Origin of the sequence: Nocardia rhamnosiphila NBRC 108938, assembly GCF_000720425.1 — a bacterium.
GTDB lineage: Bacteria > Actinomycetota > Actinomycetes > Mycobacteriales > Mycobacteriaceae > Nocardia > Nocardia rhamnosiphila.
Map to the genome: position 1 here is coordinate 377,368 of NZ_JOAJ01000007.1, position 20,648 is coordinate 398,015.

Annotated in this window: 21 protein-coding genes; 7 read left to right on the forward strand and 14 right to left on the reverse strand. The window is 67.9% G+C overall.

Annotated features, from left to right (window positions below; translation table 11 throughout):
- Window positions 1-33: 33 nt before the first annotated feature.
- From mtrA to cofD, 11 genes are all read right to left on the reverse strand, one after another.
- Entirely contained in the window at window positions 34-711 is a 678-nt protein-coding gene (gene mtrA, locus IG75_RS0123925; RefSeq protein ID WP_036514973.1) for an MtrAB system response regulator MtrA, read from the reverse strand.
- Window positions 712-790: 79 nt separating this feature from the next.
- Window positions 791-1,465, reverse strand: coding sequence for a dTMP kinase (locus IG75_RS0123930; protein WP_030523353.1), 675 nt, complete (start codon window positions 1,463-1,465; stop codon window positions 791-793).
- 317 nt (window positions 1,466-1,782) lie between these two features.
- Window positions 1,783-3,264: an adenosylhomocysteinase gene (ahcY, locus tag IG75_RS0123935; protein WP_030523352.1), complete on the reverse strand. Its 1,482-nt coding sequence runs from the start codon at window positions 3,262-3,264 to the stop codon at window positions 1,783-1,785.
- 201 nt (window positions 3,265-3,465) lie between these two features.
- On the reverse strand, window positions 3,466-4,623 hold the full coding sequence (locus IG75_RS0123940; protein WP_245713263.1) for an alkane 1-monooxygenase: 1,158 nt from the start codon (window positions 4,621-4,623) through the stop codon (window positions 3,466-3,468).
- A gap of 230 nt (window positions 4,624-4,853) precedes the next feature.
- Window positions 4,854-5,474: a TetR/AcrR family transcriptional regulator gene (locus IG75_RS0123945; RefSeq protein ID WP_030523350.1), complete on the reverse strand. Its 621-nt coding sequence runs from the start codon at window positions 5,472-5,474 to the stop codon at window positions 4,854-4,856.
- A 41-nt stretch (window positions 5,475-5,515) separates the two neighbouring features.
- On the reverse strand, window positions 5,516-5,698 hold the full coding sequence (locus tag IG75_RS0123950) for a rubredoxin (protein ID WP_030523349.1): 183 nt from the start codon (window positions 5,696-5,698) through the stop codon (window positions 5,516-5,518).
- A 29-nt stretch (window positions 5,699-5,727) separates the two neighbouring features.
- Window positions 5,728-5,913 (reverse strand): rubredoxin, encoded by a 186-nt coding sequence (locus IG75_RS0123955; protein ID WP_030523348.1) that lies wholly within the window; start codon window positions 5,911-5,913, stop codon window positions 5,728-5,730.
- The gene (locus tag IG75_RS0123960; protein WP_030523347.1) at window positions 5,910-7,142 is read right to left on the reverse strand and encodes an alkane 1-monooxygenase; all 1,233 of its coding nucleotides are present in this window, start codon (window positions 7,140-7,142) and stop codon (window positions 5,910-5,912) included. Before IG75_RS0123960 ends, IG75_RS0123955 begins: the two co-directional genes overlap by 4 nt.
- A 248-nt stretch (window positions 7,143-7,390) precedes the next feature.
- The gene (locus IG75_RS0123965) at window positions 7,391-7,909 is read right to left on the reverse strand and encodes an NUDIX hydrolase (RefSeq protein ID WP_030523346.1); all 519 of its coding nucleotides are present in this window, start codon (window positions 7,907-7,909) and stop codon (window positions 7,391-7,393) included.
- The gene (locus IG75_RS0123970; protein WP_051714861.1) at window positions 7,906-9,276 is read right to left on the reverse strand and encodes a coenzyme F420-0:L-glutamate ligase; all 1,371 of its coding nucleotides are present in this window, start codon (window positions 9,274-9,276) and stop codon (window positions 7,906-7,908) included. Before IG75_RS0123970 ends, IG75_RS0123965 begins: the two co-directional genes overlap by 4 nt.
- Window positions 9,273-10,271, reverse strand: coding sequence for a 2-phospho-L-lactate transferase (gene cofD / locus IG75_RS0123975; protein ID WP_051714862.1), 999 nt, complete (start codon window positions 10,269-10,271; stop codon window positions 9,273-9,275). Before cofD ends, IG75_RS0123970 begins: the two co-directional genes overlap by 4 nt.
- 513 nt (window positions 10,272-10,784) lie before the next feature.
- Here cofD and IG75_RS39300 point away from each other — a divergent pair.
- The 7 genes from IG75_RS39300 (at window position 10,785) to IG75_RS0124010 (ending at window position 17,182) form a co-directional block, all read left to right on the forward strand.
- Complete coding sequence (locus IG75_RS39300; protein WP_030523343.1) at window positions 10,785-11,018, forward strand: WhiB family transcriptional regulator; 234 nt, start codon at window positions 10,785-10,787, stop codon at window positions 11,016-11,018.
- Window positions 11,019-11,103: 85 nt separating this feature from the next.
- Complete coding sequence (locus IG75_RS0123985) at window positions 11,104-11,583, forward strand: metallopeptidase family protein (protein ID WP_168165638.1); 480 nt, start codon at window positions 11,104-11,106, stop codon at window positions 11,581-11,583.
- A gap of 182 nt (window positions 11,584-11,765) precedes the next feature.
- A complete protein-coding gene (locus tag IG75_RS0123990; RefSeq protein ID WP_081877062.1) occupies window positions 11,766-12,140 on the forward strand; it encodes a DUF3499 domain-containing protein in 375 nt (124 codons plus the stop codon).
- 78 nt (window positions 12,141-12,218) lie between these two features.
- Window positions 12,219-13,595 carry a phosphomannomutase/phosphoglucomutase gene (locus IG75_RS0123995; protein WP_030523340.1) on the forward strand — a complete coding sequence of 459 codons (1,377 nt, stop codon included), beginning with the start codon at window positions 12,219-12,221 and terminating at the stop codon, window positions 13,593-13,595.
- A gap of 114 nt (window positions 13,596-13,709) precedes the next feature.
- Window positions 13,710-14,906, forward strand: a complete 1,197-nt coding sequence (locus IG75_RS0124000) for a hypothetical protein (RefSeq protein ID WP_030523339.1) — start codon at window positions 13,710-13,712, stop codon at window positions 14,904-14,906.
- Complete coding sequence (manA, locus tag IG75_RS0124005; RefSeq protein WP_030523338.1) at window positions 14,906-16,120, forward strand: mannose-6-phosphate isomerase, class I; 1,215 nt, start codon at window positions 14,906-14,908, stop codon at window positions 16,118-16,120. The genes IG75_RS0124000 and manA overlap by 1 nt, the downstream gene beginning before the upstream one ends.
- Window positions 16,121-16,255: 135 nt before the next feature.
- Complete coding sequence (locus IG75_RS0124010) at window positions 16,256-17,182, forward strand: cation diffusion facilitator family transporter (RefSeq protein WP_030523337.1); 927 nt, start codon at window positions 16,256-16,258, stop codon at window positions 17,180-17,182.
- Here the strand turns inward: IG75_RS0124010 and IG75_RS0124015 are convergent.
- The 3 genes from IG75_RS0124015 to IG75_RS0124025 all read right to left on the reverse strand — a co-directional run bounded on the left by IG75_RS0124015 (window position 17,179) and on the right by IG75_RS0124025 (window position 20,457).
- Window positions 17,179-18,651 carry a phytoene desaturase family protein gene (locus tag IG75_RS0124015; protein WP_030525961.1) on the reverse strand — a complete coding sequence of 491 codons (1,473 nt, stop codon included), beginning with the start codon at window positions 18,649-18,651 and terminating at the stop codon, window positions 17,179-17,181. The genes IG75_RS0124010 and IG75_RS0124015 overlap by 4 nt on opposite strands.
- A 26-nt stretch (window positions 18,652-18,677) precedes the next feature.
- Window positions 18,678-19,073 (reverse strand): RidA family protein, encoded by a 396-nt coding sequence (locus IG75_RS0124020; protein ID WP_030523335.1) that lies wholly within the window; start codon window positions 19,071-19,073, stop codon window positions 18,678-18,680.
- Window positions 19,074-19,152: 79 nt separating this feature from the next.
- Window positions 19,153-20,457: a cytochrome P450 gene (locus IG75_RS0124025; protein WP_030523334.1), complete on the reverse strand. Its 1,305-nt coding sequence runs from the start codon at window positions 20,455-20,457 to the stop codon at window positions 19,153-19,155.
- Window positions 20,458-20,648: the final 191 nt, after the last annotated feature.

Here is a 20,648-nt window from a genome sequence, read left to right on the forward strand (position 1 = left end):
GTAGCGCCTCCGGACCCGGGTACGCGAGCCGGATCACGGCGGACCGGCCTTGTACCCCACACCGCGGACGGTCAGCACGATCTCGGGATTCTCCGGATCCTTCTCGACCTTCGCTCGTAGTCGCTGCACATGGACGTTCACCAGGCGGGTATCGGCGGCGTGCCGGTAACCCCAGACCTGTTCCAGCAGTACCTCCCGGGTGAACACCTGGCGGGGTTTGCGGGCCAGAGCCACCAGCAGATCGAACTCCAGCGGCGTGAGCGAGATCTGCCCGCCCTCGCGGGTGACCTTGTGTGCCGGAACATCGATCACGATATCGGCGATGTTCAGCAGTTCGGCCGGTTCTTCCTCGGTGCGACGCAGCCGGGCCCGGACCCGGGCCACCAGTTCCTTCGGTTTGAACGGCTTGACGATGTAGTCGTCGGCTCCGGATTCGAGGCCGAGCACCACATCGACGGTGTCCGTCTTGGCGGTGAGCATCACAATCGGCACACCCGAGTCGGCGCGCAGCACCCGGCACACATCGATGCCGTTCATCCCCGGCAGCATGAGATCGAGCAGCACCAGATCGGGCCGGATCTCACGAACCGCCGACAGCGCCTGGGTGCCGTCGCCGACCACGTGCGGATCGAAACCCTCGCCCCGCAGGACGATGGTGAGCATCTCCGCGAGCGCCATATCGTCGTCGACGACCAGAATCTTCGGCTTCATAGTTACTATGTTGTCATCTCCCGCGCTCGTAACGGGCCGCCACGCCACACAGTGGCGCGTTCCCGCCGGATATCCAACACTAATTCGCGGCCAATGCGGCGAGCCGCGCGGCCAATGAGTTCATTTCCCCGGCGAGCCGGCCGGAACCGTCTTCTTCGGTGGATCGGAAAACCCACCAGGTTCCATACCAATCACGCCGAGCAAGATCACGGTACACCTCTGCGGTACGTTCCTGTAATCCGCCGTCGCGTTCGTAGGCGTCCAGGTCGCGCGCCGCATCGAGTTCACCGCGACGGCGCGCGCGTGCGGCCGCGACATCGACCGGAACATCGAGCAGCACCTGCACCCGCGGTACCGGGAGTTCGAACCGCCCGAATTCCAATTCCCCCACCCACCGCACGATTTCCCCGTCGGCGGACTGGCCCAGCCGGGCCGCGTTGTAGGCGGCATTGGAGGCCACGTATCGGTCCAGCACGACGATATCGTTGTCGACGAGCAATTTCGCCAGTTCGTCGGCGGCCCCGGCCCGGTCGAGCGCGAACAGGACGGCCATGGCGTTCACCGACGCCGCCAGATCACCGTGGGCACCGCGCAATGCCTCGGCGGCCAGGTCCGCGTGTACCGACCGGCCGTAACGCGGGAAGGCGAGGGTCGCGACGCGGAGCCCGCGACGGTCGAGCGCGGCCGCCAGCCCGGCGATCAGCGTCCGCTTACCCGCGCCATCGAGCCCCTCGATGGCTATCAACACTCCCATATCCAGGCAGGATACCCCGGTCGTACGCGGGATCCTCGCGCCGGTTCTCCGCGGATGCACTGCCCGGGCGGAGGCGAGGATCACGCCGGCACCGACCACCGCACAGGTTCCGGCCGGGCCCTGCTCGGCCGGAACGGACTACCCCTGACGACTCATCCGTCCTCGAAACGGCCGGACAGGTGGACCGAAACCGCACTCGCCTGCGACGGCCGGGCCTACGCGCCTATGCGCAGGCGACTCGCCGTGTGCGGCCGTAGTCGTCCCGCAGGGGCCGCCGACACCTCACGGCACCGGCGGCCTCCTGCGGACAACCGGGATCAGTACCGGTAGTGCTCGGGTTTGAACGGACCCTCGACATCGACATTGATGTACTCGGCCTGATCCTTGGTGAGCTTGGTCAGGGTGCCGCCGAGCGCCTCCACGTGGATGCGGGCGACCTTTTCGTCGAGCACCTTGGGCAGGCGGTAGACCTCGTTGTCGTACTCCTCCGGCTTGGTCCACAGTTCGATCTGCGCGATCACCTGGTTGGAGAAGCTGTTGCTCATCACGAACGAGGGGTGGCCGGTGGCGTTGCCGAGGTTGAGCAGACGCCCCTCCGACAGCACGATGATGGACTTACCGGAATCACCGAACGTCCACAGATCGACCTGAGGTTTGATATTCAACTTCGTCGCGCCGGAACGCTCCAGGCCCGCCATATCGATTTCGTTGTCGAAATGGCCGATATTGCCGAGAATGGCCTGGTCCTTCATCGCCTTCATATGGTCGAGGGTGATGATGTCCTTGTTGCCGGTGGAGGTGACGACGATATCGGCGTCGGCGATGGCCTGTTCCACGGTGACCACGTCGAAGCCGTCCATCAGCGCCTGCAGGGCATTGATCGGGTCGATCTCGGTGACCTGGACGCGGGCTCCCTGGCCGGCCAGCGATTCCGCGCAGCCCTTGCCCACATCGCCGTACCCGCAGATCAGCACCTTCTTACCGCCGATGAGGACATCGGTGCCGCGGTTGATGCCGTCGATCAGCGAATGCCGGGTGCCGTACTTGTTGTCGAACTTCGACTTGGTGACCGAATCGTTGACGTTGATCGCGGGGAAGGTCAGCTCGCCGGCGGCGGCGAACTGGTAGAGCCGCAGGACGCCCGTGGTGGTCTCCTCGGTGACGCCCTTGACGCTCTCGGCGATCGCGCCCCACTTGCCCTTGTCGCTTTCGAGGCGCTCACGCAGCAGATTCAGGAAAACGGTGTACTCGGCGGAATGCTCTTCGTCCGCCGGCGGAACCACACCCGCCTTCTCGAACTGGGCCCCGCGCAGAACGAGCATGGTGGCATCGCCGCCGTCGTCGAGGATCATATTGGCCGGCTCACCAGGCCAGGTGAGCATCTGCTCGGCCGCCCACCAGTACTCTTCCAGCGTTTCGCCCTTCCAGGCGAAAACGGGAATGCCCTGCGGCGCGTCGACCGTGCCGTGCGGGCCCACCACCACGGCCGCGGCCGCGTGGTCCTGGGTGGAGAAGATATTGCAGGAGGCCCACCGCACCTGCGCGCCCAGCGCGGTGAGGGTCTCGATCAGCACAGCCGTCTGCACCGTCATATGCAGCGAACCGGAGATCCGAGCGCCCTTCAGTGGGGCGACATCGGCGTACTCGCGGCGCAGGGCCATCAATCCGGGCATCTCGTGCTCGGCCAGCCGGATCTCCTTGCGGCCGAAATCGGCCAGCGCCAGATCCGCGACCTTGTATTCGACACCGTTGCGGGTATCGGTGCTCAGCGAGGTTCGAGGCAGTTCGGAGGTCGTCATCAGCGTGGATCAGCCTTCTCTCGGTTAGGGCATGAGCGAGTCAGGCCCGGAGGCGGTAGCGGAGCGTCACCACGCAGGGCCCTCGCTCATGCCCGATAAACACGGTCTCGACCGCAAGGCTAGTCGGTTGGCCCGCACTGTGGTGCGGGTGTGCCGGTCGGCGCGATAGCCGATCGGTAACGCTCTCGGCGGGTCCGGTGATCAGGCCGCGACAGGCCCCTGGGCCACCGCCGGGAGCCGGCGCCGCCGACCGGGAGACAGATTGGCGCGGGTGATATCGCCGTCGTAGTGGGCGAGGACCCGTTTGTCCATCACTCGCCGCCACACCGGCGGTACGACGGCCAGCACCACCATCGCCGCGTAACCGGCGGGCAGTTGCGGGGCCTCGTCCGAACTGCGCAGGGTCTGGTACCGGCGCCCCGGGTTGGCGTGATGGTCGCTGTGTCGCTGGAGGTGGAACAGGAAGATATTGGTGACCAGCCGGTCACTGTTCCAGCTGTCACGCGGGGTGCACCGGCGGTAGCGGCCGTTGGGCCGGCGTTCCCGGAGCAGCCCGTAGTGCTCGATGTAGTTCACGGTTTCCAGCAGTCCGGCGCCGAGCGCCGCCTGCAAGAGCAGGTAGGGCAGGATCTCCCAGCCGAAGACCAGCATCAGGGCGCCGAAAAGCGCCACGGTCATCGACCAGGCCTGCAGGATGTGGTTGCGCGGGCTCCACCAGCCGCGGCCGGCCCGCTGCAACCGTTCCCGCTCGAGGGTGATCGCGGAGCGGAATCCACCGACCACACTGCGCGGCAGGAAGGTCCACAGGCTCTCGCCGAGCCGGGCACTGGCCGGATCCTCGGGGGTCGCGACCCGGGCATGGTGGCCACGGTTGTGTTCGACGAAGAAATGCCCGTATCCGGATTGCGCCAGGGCGACCTTGGCCAGCCAGCGTTCCAGGTGTTCCACCCGGTGCCCGAGTTCGTGGGCGGCGTTGATACCGATCCCCGAGACCAGTCCCAGGGTGGTGGCGAGACCGATCTTGTCGAGGACGCTCAGCTCGGAACCGGCCCACAGATAGCCGGCCAGGGTGAGGCCGATCAACTGGAAAGGCAGGAAGAGATAGGTGCACCACCGGTAGAAGCGATCGTTGGAAAGAGTTTCGTAATCCTCGTCGCGCGGGTTGGTGCCGTCGTCGCCGACGAGCACATCGAGCAACGGAATGATCACCAGTACCACGATCGGCCCGAGCCACCAGAACACCTCGAGACCGGTGTGCAGCACCAGCTGCGACGGCAGCAGCGCACAGGCCGGAGCGATCAGTCCGAGAATCCACAGATGGCGTTTGGGATCGGCCGATCCAGCCGACTTACCAACCAATTGCACTTTTTGCCCCGCTATTGAGAACCCGTACCGACAGCGGCCTACATATTGACAGAACCCGCGCCACTGATGCGTCCTTGTTCGCTCCGAACGTGGGCGCTGTTACACAGCGGGTACCGTACCGGCACCCGGACAGCCCCGCATCCGGCGGGTCCCGCATACCTTCCGCTATCGAGGTAGCAGCCGACAGTACGCGTGCAGGGATCGTTTCAGTCGAGGTAGCGCATTCATCGCAATCCGCGCTCGGCGAGCACGGCGGCGACGTAGGGACTGAAGACTCGCCCGAGCTCGGCCGGCGCATCGTGACCGGGCGGCGGCGGGGTGGGGATATAGCTGATCGCCAGCCGCACCAGCGCGTGCGCGAAGGTACGGGCCTGTGCCTGCGTCAGCGCGATCCAGCTGCGCTGCATCACCGTCGACAGCCGCTCGGTGGCATGGGCGATCAACGTCCCGGCGTCGAGGGTGATGAGCCGGAGCAGATCGAGTTTCACCTCACCCAGCAGCAGCGACTGCACGAGCGGGTCCTGGGCCGAATCGTGGAAATAACTCGCCAAACCGTCCCGGATCGACGCCTGGGCGTCGCCCACATTGGCGGCCAGCGCCGTCTCCACATGGTCCACGAGGTGATCGGCGAGCCGGACGGCGTAGGCCTCGGCGAGCCCACCGCGCGAGCCGAATTCGTTGTAGAGGGTCTGCCGGCTCACCCCGGCGCCGGCCGCCACATCGGTGAGCGTGATCTTGGACCAGTCACGCTGCACCAGCAGGTCTCGCATCGCGTCGAGGATGGTGGTGCGCAGCAGCTCACGCGCAGACCCCTGGGCGATGTTCCGGGCTCCGGTGCTCGGCATATCAGCGACACTGGCACGAACTCACCATGTGAGTCAAAGTTTCAAGTTCGCTCGATTTCGATCATGAAGAAATCCGACTTCGCGGCACCGCAGTCCGGACACGTCCAATCCTCGGGAATATCGTCCCAGCGGGTACCGGCCGCGATCCCGTCCTCCGGCCATCCGAGGGCCTCGTCGTATTCGAAGCCGCATTGAGCGCACTGATACAGCTTGTAATCGGTCATGGAGCACACCGGCCTTTCGGTCGATCGGGCTACCACCGGCCGCGGGGCCCGGTGGGCAACGGCTCGAAATCGATCTTCTCCCGGACCGCGCAGTCCGGGCAGCACCAGTCGTCGGGCACCTCCGACCAGGGCGTACCCGGCGGGAAACCCTCACGCGGGGCGCCCGCGCGCTCATCGTAGACGTAGTCGCACACCGGGCAGCGGTATTCGCTCATTCCGGCGCCTCCATCGCGCTCGTGCCGTAGCGCGCGAGAACCCGGTCCCGCACCGGAGGATGGATATTCGCGCGGGTGATATCGCCGCCGTAGTGCGCGAGAACCCGTTTGTCCATCACGCGCCGCCACAGCGGTGGCACGTAGGCGAGTGTGATCATTCCCGCGTACCCGGCGGGTAGCGCCGGGGCCTGCTGCCAGGTGCGCAGCGCCTGGTATCGCCGGGTCGGGAACGCGTGGTGATCACTGTGCCGCTGCAGGTGGTACAGGAAGATATTGGTGACCAGATAATCGCTGTTCCAGCTGTGTGCGGGGGTGGGGCGCTCATAACGCCCGGAAGAAGTACGCTGCCGCGCCAGCCCGTAGTGCTCCGTGTAGTTCACCGCCTCCAGCAAGCCGAATCCCACCACTGCCTGCAGGAGTAGATACGGCAGCAGCTCGAGCCCGAACACGAGAACGAGCGCGGTGAACAGCACCACGGTCAGCAGCCAGGCCGTCAACACGTCGTTGCGCAGGTTCCACGGCCCGAACCCGAGCCGTTGCAACCGGGTGCGTTCGAGCGACCACGCCGAGCGCAGGCCGCCCCGGACCGACCGGGGGAGGAACGCCCAGAAACTCTCGCCGAACCGGGCGCTGGCCGGGTCCTCGGGGGTCGCTACCCGCACATGATGTCCACGATTGTGTTCGATGTAGAAATGGCCGTACGCGCTCTGCGCGAGCGCGATCCTGGACAGCCGCCGCTCCAGACCCACTTTCTTGTGCCCGAGCTCGTGCGCGGTATTGATGCCGATGCCGCCGATCACCCCCATCGTGACGGCCAGGCCGATCTTGTCGACCAGGTGCAGTCCGCCCTCCACCGGCAGATACCGACCGTCGGCGGTGATCAGGTAGGCACCCGCGAGCAGGGTCGCGTACTGGCACGGCAGATACAGGTAGGTGAGATAGCGGTAGTACCTGTCCCGCTCCAGCGCGGCCACGATCGCATCGGGTGGGTTGGATCCGTCCGTCCCGACCATTCGATCGGCTATCGGGATGATCAGATAGAGCAGGATGGGCCCGAGCCAGAAGATGATATGGATCAGACCGGGACGGCCCACGGCCGCCATGGCCCAGACGGCCGGGACGCCGATGACGAACAGCCCGGTGGGCGCCAGCAGACCCCACAGCCACAGGTAGCGCTTGGGGTCGCGCCAGGATTCGGGTGGAGTGGATTCGAAGGGCTCGGCAGACATCTCCGTCTCACTTCTGATAGGGGCATGGCAGGCTCGGCCTGCTGTCCGACTTCCTCACGCCGGGCGCACGGGGCGCACCACACTCACTCCTGACACGGTAAGCGCGAAGAAGGCTCGAAGCGGAGACGTTTATGAGTTCGGTAAAGAAGGGATTCGGGTTCACACATACGTGATGTAGCGACCCGGCCCCCGAGGCCGTCCGCGAGCGAAATCGCTGCTCGGCCGTGACCGGCCGAGCAGCGACGACCTCAGCGGATCAGCACATCGGCATCCGCGGGCAGTCCGTCGATGGGCCACCACCGCAGGTCGGCGGACTCCGCGCTGCGCACCGGGACAGCTCCCGGGGGTGCGGTGATCCGGAACAGCAGATCCAGATGCCGGGTCGGGGCACCGAGCGAACAGGTGATCGGATGCGCCTGGGCACCGTAGAGGTCGGGCTCCAGCCGGAGCCCGGGTATCCCCGATTCCTCGGTGGCCTCGCGCAGCGCGGCGGCGGCCACGGTGTCGTCACCGGGCTCGCAGTGCCCGCCCAGCTGGATCCAGCGCCCGACCCGCGGATGCAGGGTCAGCAGTACGTCGCGGCCGTCGTCGGAGAACACCACGGCCGAGGCGGTGATATGTCCAGGTGCGTGCTCACGCAGGCACCCGCGCGGCGCCGAGCCGAGGAAGGCCAGTATCGCCTCCCGCAGCGAGGCGTCGGCGCCCGAATCCGGCTGCCACGCGGTCAGTAGTCCGGTCGCCGACGCGTGCAGCGATTCGGCGGTCACAGTTCCACCAGACCCGCGGCCGGGTCGCGCGGGGGACGCGGCAGGAGTTCCTCGACCGGGTGCCCGATCGCGATGGCCCCCAGCGGAATCCATTCCTCGTCCAGGCCGAGCACTTCCCGGGTCGTCTCCGGGGCGAAGATGGTCGATCCGATCCAGCAGCTGCCCAGCCCCTCGGTCGCCAGCGCGACCAGCAGTCCCTGGACCGCGGCCCCGACCGCGACGGTGAACATGGTCCGTTCGGCGTCGCGGCGGCGACCGTCCGGATAGTCGTGGGCGCCGTCGGGAACGCAGAACGGGATGATCACCTCGGGGGCATCGAACAGGATGCGGCCGCGGTTCACCCGCCGTTCGATCCGCTCGGGATCCAGGCCGTCCGCCGTGAGGTCGGCCCGCCACTTGCCGGCCATCGCTTCGAGCAACTGTTGCCGCCGGTCCCGGTCGCGCACCCAGACGAAACGCACCGGGTGGGTGTGGTGCGGAGCGGGCGCGGTGAGCGCCACCGCGACCGCGGCGCGGATCTGCCCGGGGTCGACGGGGTCGGGCGCGAAACTGCGGACCGAGCGGCGCATCAGCACCGCCTCCCCGCGGCCGCGCGCGATCGCCTCGGCGGTGCCGAGCCAGAACAGGTCGTCGGTACCCGAACGCACCAGATCGGCTGCGCTGGAACCGTTGTCGGTGACGGGCAGGCCGCGCACCACCGCGATCGGGACCCCGCCCAGTTTGCCCTTCACCAGGTCCGCGGCGGCGGCCAGTTCGTCCGCGATCGCCACCTGGGTGACCTGAAGTTCGTTGCCCTGTCCGTCGACGGCCCCCGCGTAGTCGTGCAGCACCGGCAGTCCCGCCGAACCGATCGCGACATCGGTCTGCCCGTTACGCCAGGCGCGGCCCATGGTGTCGGTGACGACCACCGCGATATCCACGCCGAGCCGTGCGCCCAGCGCCGAACGCAATCCTTTCGCGCTGCCGTCGGGATCGGCGGGCAGCAGCACCAATTCACCGTGCTCCACATTGGATCCGTCCACGCCGGACGCGGCCTGCACGATGCCGAGACGGTTCTCGGTGATCAGCGTCCGGCCGCGGCGCGCCACCACCCGCACCGCCTCCTGCTCGACCAGCCGCCGCCGCGCGGCGTCGCGCTCCTCCGGATCGGTCGGGGCCGGCACGATCCGGCCCTCGGCCTTGGCGACGATCTTGCTGGTGACCACGAGGACATCACCGTCGGTCAGCCACGGCGCCCGGGCGGCGATATGTTCGGCCAGATCGTCACCGGGCCGGAATTCCGGCAGTCCGGTGATCGGCAAAATCTGTAATTGCGCGGCGGCATGGTCCGCAGCCACTGTCTCGGCCAACGGGTTTGCGCTGGTCACGGCTTCACTCCTGCCAAATCGAGGGCCTCACGCACCATTTCGGCGGTGGTGGGCGGGTCGGTCATCAAAAGGGGAACGCTGCGCACCTGGACATCCGGGACCTCGGCGGTATCGGTCGTATGGATCAGCCAGCCGTCGAGAATGCCGGTGGCCGAACGGGATCCGTAGTGGCGCCCGACCGCCTCCGCCGTCGTCTCCACCCCGATCACCGACAGGCACTCGTCGGCCATCCCGCGCAACGGTTTGCCGTCGATCACCGGCGATACCCCGATCACCGGGGCCTTCGTGGTGCGCAGCGCGCCCCGAATTCCGGGCACCGCGAGGATCGATCCGACGCTCACCACCGGGTTCGAGGGAGCGAGTAATACTACATCCGCATCGGCTATGAGTTCGGTCACATTCGGTGCCGGTTTGGCGTCATCCGCCCCGATTGTGGCGAATCCGTGGGTTTCGACGGCGGCGCGGTGGCGAACCCACCACTCCTGGAAATGGATCGCGCGGCGTTCGCCAGGGCTCTCCGGGTCGCTGATAACAACATGCGTTTCACAGCGATCATCGGTTGCCGGGAGGAGTTTCACACCCGGTTGCCATCGATTGCAGAGGGCTTCGGTAACCGCCGAGAGCGGATACCCGGCGCGCAGCATTTCGGTCCGAACCAGGTGCGTCGCGATATCTCGGTCCCCCAGTCCGAACCAGTCGGGCTGGGCATGATATTTCGCGAGCTCCTCCTTGGCGTGCCACGTTTCCCCCAGCCGGCCCCAGCCGCGCTCCGGGTCGATTCCGCCACCGAGCGTATACATGCAGGTATCGAGGTCGGGACAGATTCTGAGCCCGTGCATCCAGACATCGTCGCCCACATTGACGATGGCGGAAACCTCCGCCTCGGGCAGTAGCTCCCGGACGCCCAGCAGGAACCGCGCGCCACCGACTCCGCCGACCAAGACGACGATACGGGGACCATTGGCGGGTGCGCTGTCCGCTTGTTGTGAAGTCACATCTGTACACACTATGCCGCGCGGAAAATGGTGCGCCTTCCGCTATATTTGCCGCTCATTTGCTATTCGGATCACAAGATCGACTCGGAATGCCGCGCGGGATAGTAACGGAATAGTGACGGTGGCTTGACCATCACTACAGGCGGCGTGTCTAATCACAGACATGTCATTCCGGGTCGCGCGGGAAGTGCAAGGCGCGTACGGAAACTCGAACGGATGTTCGAATTGGAATGGCAGGCTCGGGGAAGTCCGCGAGACAACGTCGCGGAGTTTGGCCGTCGGTATGCGCGTTGATCGACGGAAATGAATTCTTTCTGCGCTAACACACAGTGAGGAGGCGGAGCGATGGCCGATGATCTGGCCCCGGCCGGCATTCCGGTGGGTGTATCGCGAACCGATTCCACAGCAGGCGCAGCACGAGGCGTCGCTGTTGACAACGGCTGGTCCGGCCCTGATCGGAGTGAGCGTGAATCGACACCCCGGCTCAGCCTGATCGTGACCGGTTTCGACGAGATGTTCGGCTCCATCGAAGAACAGTGGCAAGAACGCGCACTCTGCGCGGAGACAGACCCGGAGGCCTTCTTCCCGGAGAAGGGCGGCTCCACCCGCGAGGCCAAACGCATCTGCCTGGGATGCGAGGTCCGTGACGAATGCCTGGAATACGCGCTCGCGCACGATGAGCGCTTCGGAATCTGGGGCGGCCTGTCGGAGCGGGAGCGCCGGCGCCTCAAGCGCGGTATCGGCTGACGACACCGCTCGCGTCGGTGCGCCCCGGAGCATGTGGCCGGGGCGGGCCGTCGCGATCGGCGATCACTGACTAACGTTGACGGTCATGGCACGATCCCGCAACCGCAGACCCCCGACCGCCCGGTCGGTCAGCCGTCGCGGCCGCGGTGTCCGCGGACCGATGCTGCCGCCGACCGTCCCGGCCTGGCGCACCCGGGGCCAGAAATTCGACCGGCTGGTGCTGGAAGCCTTCGCACCCCTGGACACCCGCTGGCACGATCGGCTCACCAAACTCGATATCGCCGTCGACGACGTGCCCAAAATTCGCCCGCTGCACCCGGATTCGGTGACCTGGCCGGACGAGGTCGTCGCCGACGGCCCGGTCCCGCTGTCGCGGCTCATCCCCGCCGGCGTCGACCGGCACGGCACCCCGATCCGCGCCCGGGTCGTGCTGTTCCGCAAACCTCTCGAACTCCGCGCCGGCGATCCGGACGATCTGGTCGAACTCCTCCGCGAAGTCCTGGTCCAGCAGATAGCAACCTACCTCGGTGTCGACCCCGACGTCATAGACCCGGAACCGGAATAAGGGGCGCCCTTTCGGTGCCGAGTTCAGCGAGGCCCACAAAGGGTCGAGGCCCGTCCCGCGGCGCCGGAGGCGCCGCCAATAGACACGAATCACACTGCGACGCGCCGTATGCGAGCAGATCCATGAGCGTGTCTACCCCACTCGCGTCGGTGCGGCGGGTTACGCTCATCGGCGTGATCTCCATGCGTCGTTGCTGCCGACCCGGCTGCAAGAATCCGGCCGTCGCGACGCTCACCTATGTCTACTCGGACTCGACCGCGGTGGTGGGCCCGCTGGCGACGGTGGCCGAACCTCATTCCTGGGACCTCTGCGGAACCCACGCCTCCCGGATCACCGCCCCCAAGGGCTGGGATATGGTCCGGCACGAAGGCGGCTTCTCCACCAGCCCCGACGACGACGATCTGACCGCGCTCGCCGAGGCCGTCCGCGAGGCCGGGCTACGCCGCCGCCCACCGGAACCCGATCAGCGCGGCTACCGCGACCACAACCCGCCGGCCCGGCCCACCCGCACCGGTCGCCGCGGCCACCTCCGGGTACTCCCCGATCCGCCCAGCTGAACTGTGCTTATTTGCGGCGCCTCCGGCGCCGCGGGGTCGAGGCCGACGAAGTCGGCGCCGAAAAGTAGGGTAGTCGCCATGACAGTCGCCCGCCCTGCCGAGTCCGTGAATGCGGTGATCAAGGCCTACGACATTCGCGGTGTGGTCTCCGACCAGCTCGACGCCGATTTCGTCCGGGACACCGGTGCCGCGTTCGCCCGGTTGATGCGAGGTGAGCAGGCACGGCGCATCGTCGTCGGGCACGATATGCGCGCCTCGTCCCCCGAGCTGGTGGCGGCTTTCGCCGAGGGCGTGCTCGCGCAGGGGCTGGATGTGGTCCATATCGGGCTCGCGTCCACCGATGAGCTGTACTTCGCCTCCGGCCGGCTCGACTGCCCGGGCGCCATGTTCACCGCCAGCCACAATCCGGCCCGCTACAACGGCATCAAGCTCTGCCGTCCGCGAGCGCTGCCGGTCGGTCAGGACACCGGTCTGGCGGCCATCGCCGAGGAGCTGGTGACAGGAGTGCCGGGTTACGACGGCGAGCCCGGTACCGCCACCGAGGTCGATCTGCTCGACGATTACGCCGCCTTCCTGCGCGACCTGGTGGATCTGGGCGGTATCCGGCCGCTGACCGTGGCGGTGGACGCCGGAAACGGGATGGGCGGGCATACCGTCCCCGCCGTCCTCGGCGCGCTGCCGCAGGTCACGGTCGTGCCGCTGTACTTCGAGCTGGACGGCAGCTTCCCCAACCACGAGGCCAACCCGCTCGATCCGAAGAATCTGGTGGATCTGCAGGCGCTGGTCCGCGACTCGGGGGCCGATATCGGCCTGGCCTTCGACGGCGACGCCGACCGCTGTTTCGTGGTCGACGAACTGGGCGATCCCGTCTCGCCGTCGGCCATCACGGCGCTGGTCGCCGAACGGGAGCTCGCCAAGGAACCCGGGGCCACCATCATCCATAATCTGATCACTTCCCGGTCGGTACCGGAGCTGGTGACCGAACTGGGCGGTAACCCGGTGCGGTCGCGGGTGGGTCATTCGTTCATCAAACAATTGATGGCCAGTTCCGGCGCCGTCTTCGGCGGGGAGCACTCCGCGCACTATTATTTCCGGGACTTCTGGGGCGCCGATTCCGGCATGCTGGCCGCTCTGCACGTACTCGCGGCCCTGGGCGAGGACAAGCGGCCCGTTTCGGAACTCATGTCCTCCTACACCGCCTACGCCGCCTCCGGCGAGATCAACTCGACCGTCGACGACGCGGCCGCGCGCACCGGCGCCGTGCTCGACGCGTTCGGCGGGCGCGCGGTCTCGGTGGACCGTCTCGACGGCGTCACCGTGCAACTACCGGACCATGCCTGGTTCAACCTGCGCGCTTCCAATACCGAACCGCTGCTACGACTCAACGTCGAAGCCAGGTCGCAGGAGGAAGTAGACGCACTCGTGACCGAGATCCTGCGCATCGTCCGCGCCTGACTGGAATAGTGGAAATACACACCGTGGATTCGCCCGTTCCAGACCCGGTGTCCACAACGCGGGCGGTCGCGGCCGAGACCGACAACAGCGCGATGAGGGGAGGTGCCACGCCCGATGATCGCTGACACCCCGGTACTCGATCTGGACGATGCCGCAATGCTCGAAGCCGCCGATACCGGCGGCGCCCTCCGTTCGGCTGCGTCCGGTGGTGCCCAGGTGCGTGCCACCGCGGCAGCCGTGGCAGAAGGCGCACTCACCCGGCTCGACGGTTTGCGCCCGCGAAGTCTGCTGCTGGTCTCCGGCGCCGGGCGGGCCGCCCGGGCCGCCGCGCTGCTCGTCGCGGCGCTCGGTGACCGGACCGGTCTGCCGCTGGTCCAGGTCACCACCGTGCCCTCGTGGGCCGGTCCGCTGGACGTGGTGCTGGTGGCCGGCGACGACGCCGGCGATCCACGGCTCATCGATGCGGTCGACCGCGCGCTGCGCCGCGGCGCGGAGGTGGTCGTGGCGGCACCGGACGAAGGTCCGCTGCGTGCCGCCGCGGCCGGGCGGGCCGCGCTGCTCGCGCCCCGCATCCCGGTACTCGACGAGAACCGGCTGCTGCGCTACCTCGGCATCGGCATCGCGGTGCTGCGAACCATCGACGGGCACCGCAGCGCCACCTTCCTGCCCGAACTGGCCGAACTGGCCGATGTGCTCGACACCGAGGCCCTGCGCGACGGTCCGCAGCACGAGGTCTTCCACAATCCCGCCAAGAATCTGGCCGCGCGGACCCAGCAGCGCGGACTCATCCTCGCCGGTGACACCGAAGCCACCACCGGGCTGGCGGTGCACGCGGCCGAGGTGCTGCTGCAATCGGCGGGCCGCACCGCGACCGCGGTGGACCTCACCGTCGCCGTGACGGCGCTACCCCGTCTGGTGAACGCCGCCACCGCGGCCGCGCCGGACTACGATCCGCTGTTCCACGACGAGCAACTCGACGGACCGCCGCCGGTGGAGAAGAAGCGGATCTTCGTGTGCAGTACCGACTCCGATCTCGTCGCGGCGCGCCGCCGGATCGCGGTATTCGGTGGGGCGGGTGGCGGCACCGTGGACGCCGACCTGGTCACCGCGGAGCTCGAAGCGATCCCCGCCGACCCCGCCCGCGCCGGATCGGCGGAGCCCCAACCGGTAACCGCACCGATCGGCGGTGAACTGGAACGTCTGGCGGTACTCGCGCTGCGCTGGGAGATGGCAGCGGCCTATCTGCGGCTCATCGGTGGCCGGGCGGTCGCGGCGAGCGATCCGGACAGCTACGACGGGGGACACTACTAGTGCACGAACTCGTGGGTGCGCTGCGCTCGTATGCCTGGGGCTCACGCACCGCGCTCGCCGAACTCTGCGGACGCCAGGTCCCGTCGGCGCATCCGGAAGCGGAATTGTGGTTCGGTGCCCATCCCGCCGACCCCGCCTACCTGCGCACCGACGACGGCACCCGGTCGTTGCTGGAGGTGGTGTCGGAGAATCCGGGCGAGGAACTCGGTGCCGCCGCCACGCGGTTCGGTGACCGGCTGCCGTTCCTGTTGAAGATTTTGGCCGCCGAGGAACCGCTGTCGCTGCAGGCCCATCCGAGCGCGGAACAGGCACGGTCCGGTTTCGCCCGGGAGAACCGCACCCAGGTGCCGCTCGATTCCCCGATGCGCAATTACCGCGACGACAGCCACAAACCCGAACTGGTGGTCGCGCTGGAGAGGTTCGAGGCACTCGCCGGTTTCCGTGACCCGTTGCGCACTGTGGACCTGTTCCGGGCTCTGGATGTCGCCGAACTCGCCCAGTATGCCGGCCTACTTGCCGCGCAACCCGATTCCGACGGCCTGCGAACTCTGTTCACCAGCTGGATCACCCTCCCGCCGACCGTATTGGACACCCTGCTGCCGACCGTGCTGGACGGCTGCGTGCGGTATCTGTCCGGTTCCGAACGCGAATTCGCCGCCGAAGCCCGCACCACCCTGGAACTGGCCGAAGCCTATCCCGGTGACGCCGGTGTGCTGGCCGCGATGCTGCTGAACCGGATCACCCTGCAACCCGGTCAAGGACTGTTCCTCGCCGCCGGGAATCTGCACGCCTACCTGCACGGCGTGGCCGTGGAGATCATGGCCAACTCCGACAACGTGCTGCGCGGCGGTCTCACGCCCAAACACGTCGATGTCCCGGAACTGCTGAAAGTGCTGGATTTCGAACCGATCGACCTGCCCCTGGTCCTCCCCCGGCCCGCCGGCGACGGCTCCGTCCGCTACCCCACCCCCGCTCCCGAATTCGCGCTGCGCCGCTTCGACCTCACCGCCGGATCCGCCCTGGTACCCCTGACCGACGCGGGCCCGGGCATCGTGCTCTGCACAGCCGGTTCGGCCCGCTTACTCGATGGCGACTCGAAGGTCACGCTGACCCGCGGCTCGGCCGCGTGGATTTCGGCGGCGGACAAGGACATCCGCGCCCAGGCCACGGGCGAACCGGCCACGCTGTTCTGCGCCTGCGTCGGCGCTGTCTAATTGGCGGCGTTTCCGGCGTCACGGGGCCTCGACCCCGCGCCGCCGGAGGCGGCGCCATCCAACACAGCATAGGCTGTTGCGCGGCTGTCGCATCGGACCAATGGTTCGGGCATCGGAGTAGCAGGAGGGTGGCGGATGTCGGCTGGTGGAAGTAAGAGGGCGATTCTTGCCGCGTTGTCGGCGAATGCCGGGATCGCGGTGGCCAAGTTCGTCGGTGCGGCGATCACCGGGTCGGCGTCGATGCTGGCGGAGGGTGTGCACTCGGTGGCCGATACCGCCAACCAGGGTTTGTTGTTGTTCGGGCAGAATCGGGCCGAGCAGCAGGCCGATGAACTGCATCCGTTCGGGTACGGGCGTAGCCGTTATTTCTATTCGTTCGTGGTGGCGCTGGTGCTGTTCACACTGGGTTCGGTGTATGCGCTGTACGAGGGTGTGCACAAGATCCAGCATCCCGAGGAGTTGAGTTCGCCGATCGTGGCCGTGGTGATCCTGGTGATCGCTATCGGGTTGGAGAGCTACAGTTTCCGCACCGCGGTGAAGGAGTCGGCGCCGCTGAAGGGGCGGGCGAGCTGGTGGCAGTTCATTCGTAATTCGCGGAGTCCGGAATTGCCGGTGGTGCTGCTGGAGGACACCGGCGCGTTGATCGGTCTGGTTTTCGCGCTCGGTGGTGTGGGGCTCACGATGGTGACCGGCGATCCGGTGTGGGACGGGGTGGGCACGCTGGCGATCGGTGGCCTGCTGGGCGTGATCGCGATCGTGTTGATCATCGAGATGCAGAGTCTGCTGATCGGTGAGGGTGCGACTCCCGCGGAGGACCGGGCGATTCGCGAGAACCTGGTGGACGGGATCACGATCGACCGCCTGATCCATATCAAGACCCAGTATCTGGGCCCGGAGGAGCTGCTGGTGGCGGCGAAGGTCGCGGTGACGCCGGGGCTGGATATCGACCGGATCGCGGCGGGTATCGATGCGGCGGAGAGCCGGGTGCGGGCGGCGGTCCCGGCCGCGCGGATCATCTATCTGGAACCGGACCTGTATCGCGAGACCGCGCGCGAAGCCTAGGGTGCCGGGTCCGGTGCGGTGTCCGCGGTGAGCAGCCGGTAGGGATCGGCGCGGTTGCCGAAGACCGTGCGCAGTACGTGCCGGGCGGCGTGTACACCGCTCATTCCGTGGACACCGCCGCCGGGCGGGGTGGCCGAGGAGCACAGGTAGACGCCGGGCAGCCCGGTGCTGTACGGATTCCAGCGCGGTACCGGGCGGAAAACGGTCTGCGCGAGGGTCATCGCTCCCGCGTTGATATCGCCGCCGACATAGTTCGCGTTGTAGGCGGGCATTTCGGCGGCCGTCCGCACATGTTTCGCGAGGACGAGGTCGCGGAAGCCGGGGGCGAATCGTTCGATCTGGTCGGCGACGAGTTCACTGACGTCCCGGTCGGAGCCGTGCGGTACGTGGGCGTAGGTGTAGAGAGTGTGCTGTCCGGCGGGGGCCCGGGTCGGGTCGACCACGCCGGGCTGGATGACCATGGTGAAGGGGCGGTCGGTGTGGATTCCGGCGGCTACCGCGTGTTCGGCGGCCATCGCTTCGGCCCGGCTGCCGACCAGGTGCAGGGTGCCGGCTTCGGCGCATCCGGGCGCCTGCCATGGCACCGGTCCCGATAGCGCGAAATCCACTTTGCAGGAGCCGCCGCCGTAGCGGTATCGGTCGAGCCGGCGGCGATATCCGGCGGGTAGCCGGTCGCCGGCGATCCGGACCAGTTCGGCCGGCGCGATATCGCAGAGCACCGCGCGCGCGTCCGGGAATTCCGCCAAGGAGTCCACCCGGTGACCGGTGTGCAGCCGCCCGCCGCGCCGGCGCAGGTCGGCGGCCAGCGCGTCCATGATCGCCTGGCTGCCGCCGCGCGGCACGGGCCAGCCGCCCGCGTGGGCGAGGGTGGCCAGCAGCAGTCCGGCGCCCACCGCGGGGAGCTGCCGGGGCGGGATGATGACGTGTTCGGCGACCCCGGTGAACAACGCGGGCGCGACCCCGCCGCGGAAACGGGTGTTCCACAGCGGGGAGCCCTGTTCGAGCATGCGCAGGCCGAACCGGATGGTGGCGGAACTGAAGGGGATGCGCCGCATATCCGACATCGCCGTGCGTACGACGTGCTGCCAGTCCCGGACCAGCGGTCCGAACAGCGAGCGCCAGGCCTTGCCGTCGGCCCCCAGGCCGTCGGCTGTCTGTTCCAGGTCCCGCCATGCGATCCCGGCAGTGCCGCCGTCCAGCGGATGGGCGTAGGAGGCCACCGGGGTGAGCAGTTCGACCCCGTGCGCGGCGAGATCGAACGCCTGGAAGAAGGGGGAGGCCAGGGCCATGGGATGGGCGCCCGCGCATTCGTCGTGCCGGAACCCGGGCAGGGTCGTTTCCGCGGTCCGGCAACCGCCGCCCAGAGTGTCCGCGGCCTCGTACACCTCGACCTCGAGGCCCGCGGCGGCCATGGTCACCGCCGCCGCGAGGCCGTTGGGGCCGGAACCTACCACTACGACATCCGCCATCCCCCGATTCTGCCTTCTCGGACGGTTCAGGGTCGGACAGCCACCGCATCCACCTCGAACTGCATTGCCGGTAGCGCGAGGGCCGCGACGCCGATCAGCGTCTGGACCGGTGGCCGATCACCCCAGATCTCGGCGATCTTCGCGCCGACCACGGCCAGTTTTTCCGGGCCGTGGTCGACGATATGGGTGCGCAACTGGGCGATATCGGCGAAATCCAGGCTCGCCGAACGCAACGCGACGCCCAGGTTGGCGAACGCCCGCTCCACCTGACCGGCGAAATCGTCGGTTGTGGTGGCGCCCGCTGCGTCGGAATCGTATTGACCGGCTATGAAGACCAGTTCACCACGGGTGACGGCCACATGGCTGTAGCCGAACGGGACCGGATCGTGCAGAGCCGGCGGGTTGCTTATCTCGATGGACATACCAGATCTCCTCGGTGTGCTGACTGTCGACAGTGATCCGACGATTCGTGCGCGCCGACTGTGACATCACCACCGCGGATCAGGCGATGGGCTGCCTGGCCCGGGCGCGGGGACCGGTGTGGACCGGCAGGGTCTCGTAGCCGTGCAGGGTGTACAGCTGCCGTCGCCGCGGCGTGCCGCCGAGCCGGAGGTCGGGGAACTGTTCGAAGAGAGCGCGCAACGCGTGGGCCGCCTCCATCCGGGCGAGGCTGGCGCCGAGACAGGCGTGGATACCGCTGCTGAAGCCGAGGTGTTCCTTGGCGTTGGGGCGGGTGATGTCGAAGCGGGCCGGGTCGGGGAACATCGCCGGGTCGCGGTTGGCGCCGGCCAGCGACAGCACCAGGGTCGCGCCTTTGCGCAACCGGCGGCCCGCGATGTCCACCTCGGTGTGCGCCAGCCGCGCGGTGGTCTGCACCGGGGGATCGAAACGCAGGATCTCCTCCACCGCGCCGGGCCACAGCTCCGGCTCGGCCCGGAGGCGGGCGAGCTGCTCGGGATGTTCGAGCAGCAGCACGATCCCCTTGGAGATGAGGTTGACGGTGGTCTCGAAACCCGCACCCATCAGCAGGGTCGCCGAGGCGCAGAGTTCGTAGGTGGACAGTTCTCCCTGGCGGACCAGGCTGCTGAGGATATCGTCGCCGGGTTCGGCGCGCAGCCGGTCGATATGGTCGAGCAGATAGTCCTGTACCGCTTCCGAGGAGCGCATGGCGCGGTCGTGGGCGCGCCAGGAGATGCCGATATCCAGCAGCGGGCTGATGGCATCACCCCAGCTCAGGAACATCTGCCGATCGCGGTCGGGAAACCCGAGCATTTCGGAGATGATGGCGATCGGCACCTGCGACGCGAACTGGCCGACCAGGTCGGCGGGAGCGTCCTCGGGCAGGGCGGCGAGCAGTTCGTCGGTGACCGTGACGACCCGGTCCCGGAGGCGGCCGATGGCCCGCGGGGTGAAGGCCGCGGCGACCGGTTTGCGCATCCGGGTGTGTTCGGGCTGGTCGATCATCAACATGGAGGGCGGATCGACGGGATTGGCCGGGATCGGGCGCCGCGCCAGCGCACGGCGGGCGAACCCGGGCAGGCGGACGAGCGCGGGCATGCCCACTCCGAAGCGGTTGTCCCGCAGGACTTCCCGGACCACCGCATGATCCATGGTGATCCACAGGGGTCCGGCGCGATGCACTCCGCCCTCCCCGCGTAGTTCCTCGAGCAACGGGTACGGGTTCGTGATCCCCTCGGGGCCGCCGTTGAGGCGGGCGAACAGATCCCCCCGGCGCAGCTGCGCCTTCTTCGCGACGCGGATCAGCCCGTGCTGATTCACCCAGCGGAACACGTATTCCGGTTTCATTCCCACCCACTCCTGTCGTGCCGACCGCGTCCTGCGTGCCTGGCCCGCCCGGCGGCCCGGGCGGCGCGCACGGTGGCCTGGTCGGCCCGGTCGCGTTGCTCGTCCACCGGCACCGGAGGACCACCGCTACGAACGCTACGGAACGCGCGGCGGCCGGGGAACCTGCCGGAGTCGGAAACCTCGGCCCTACC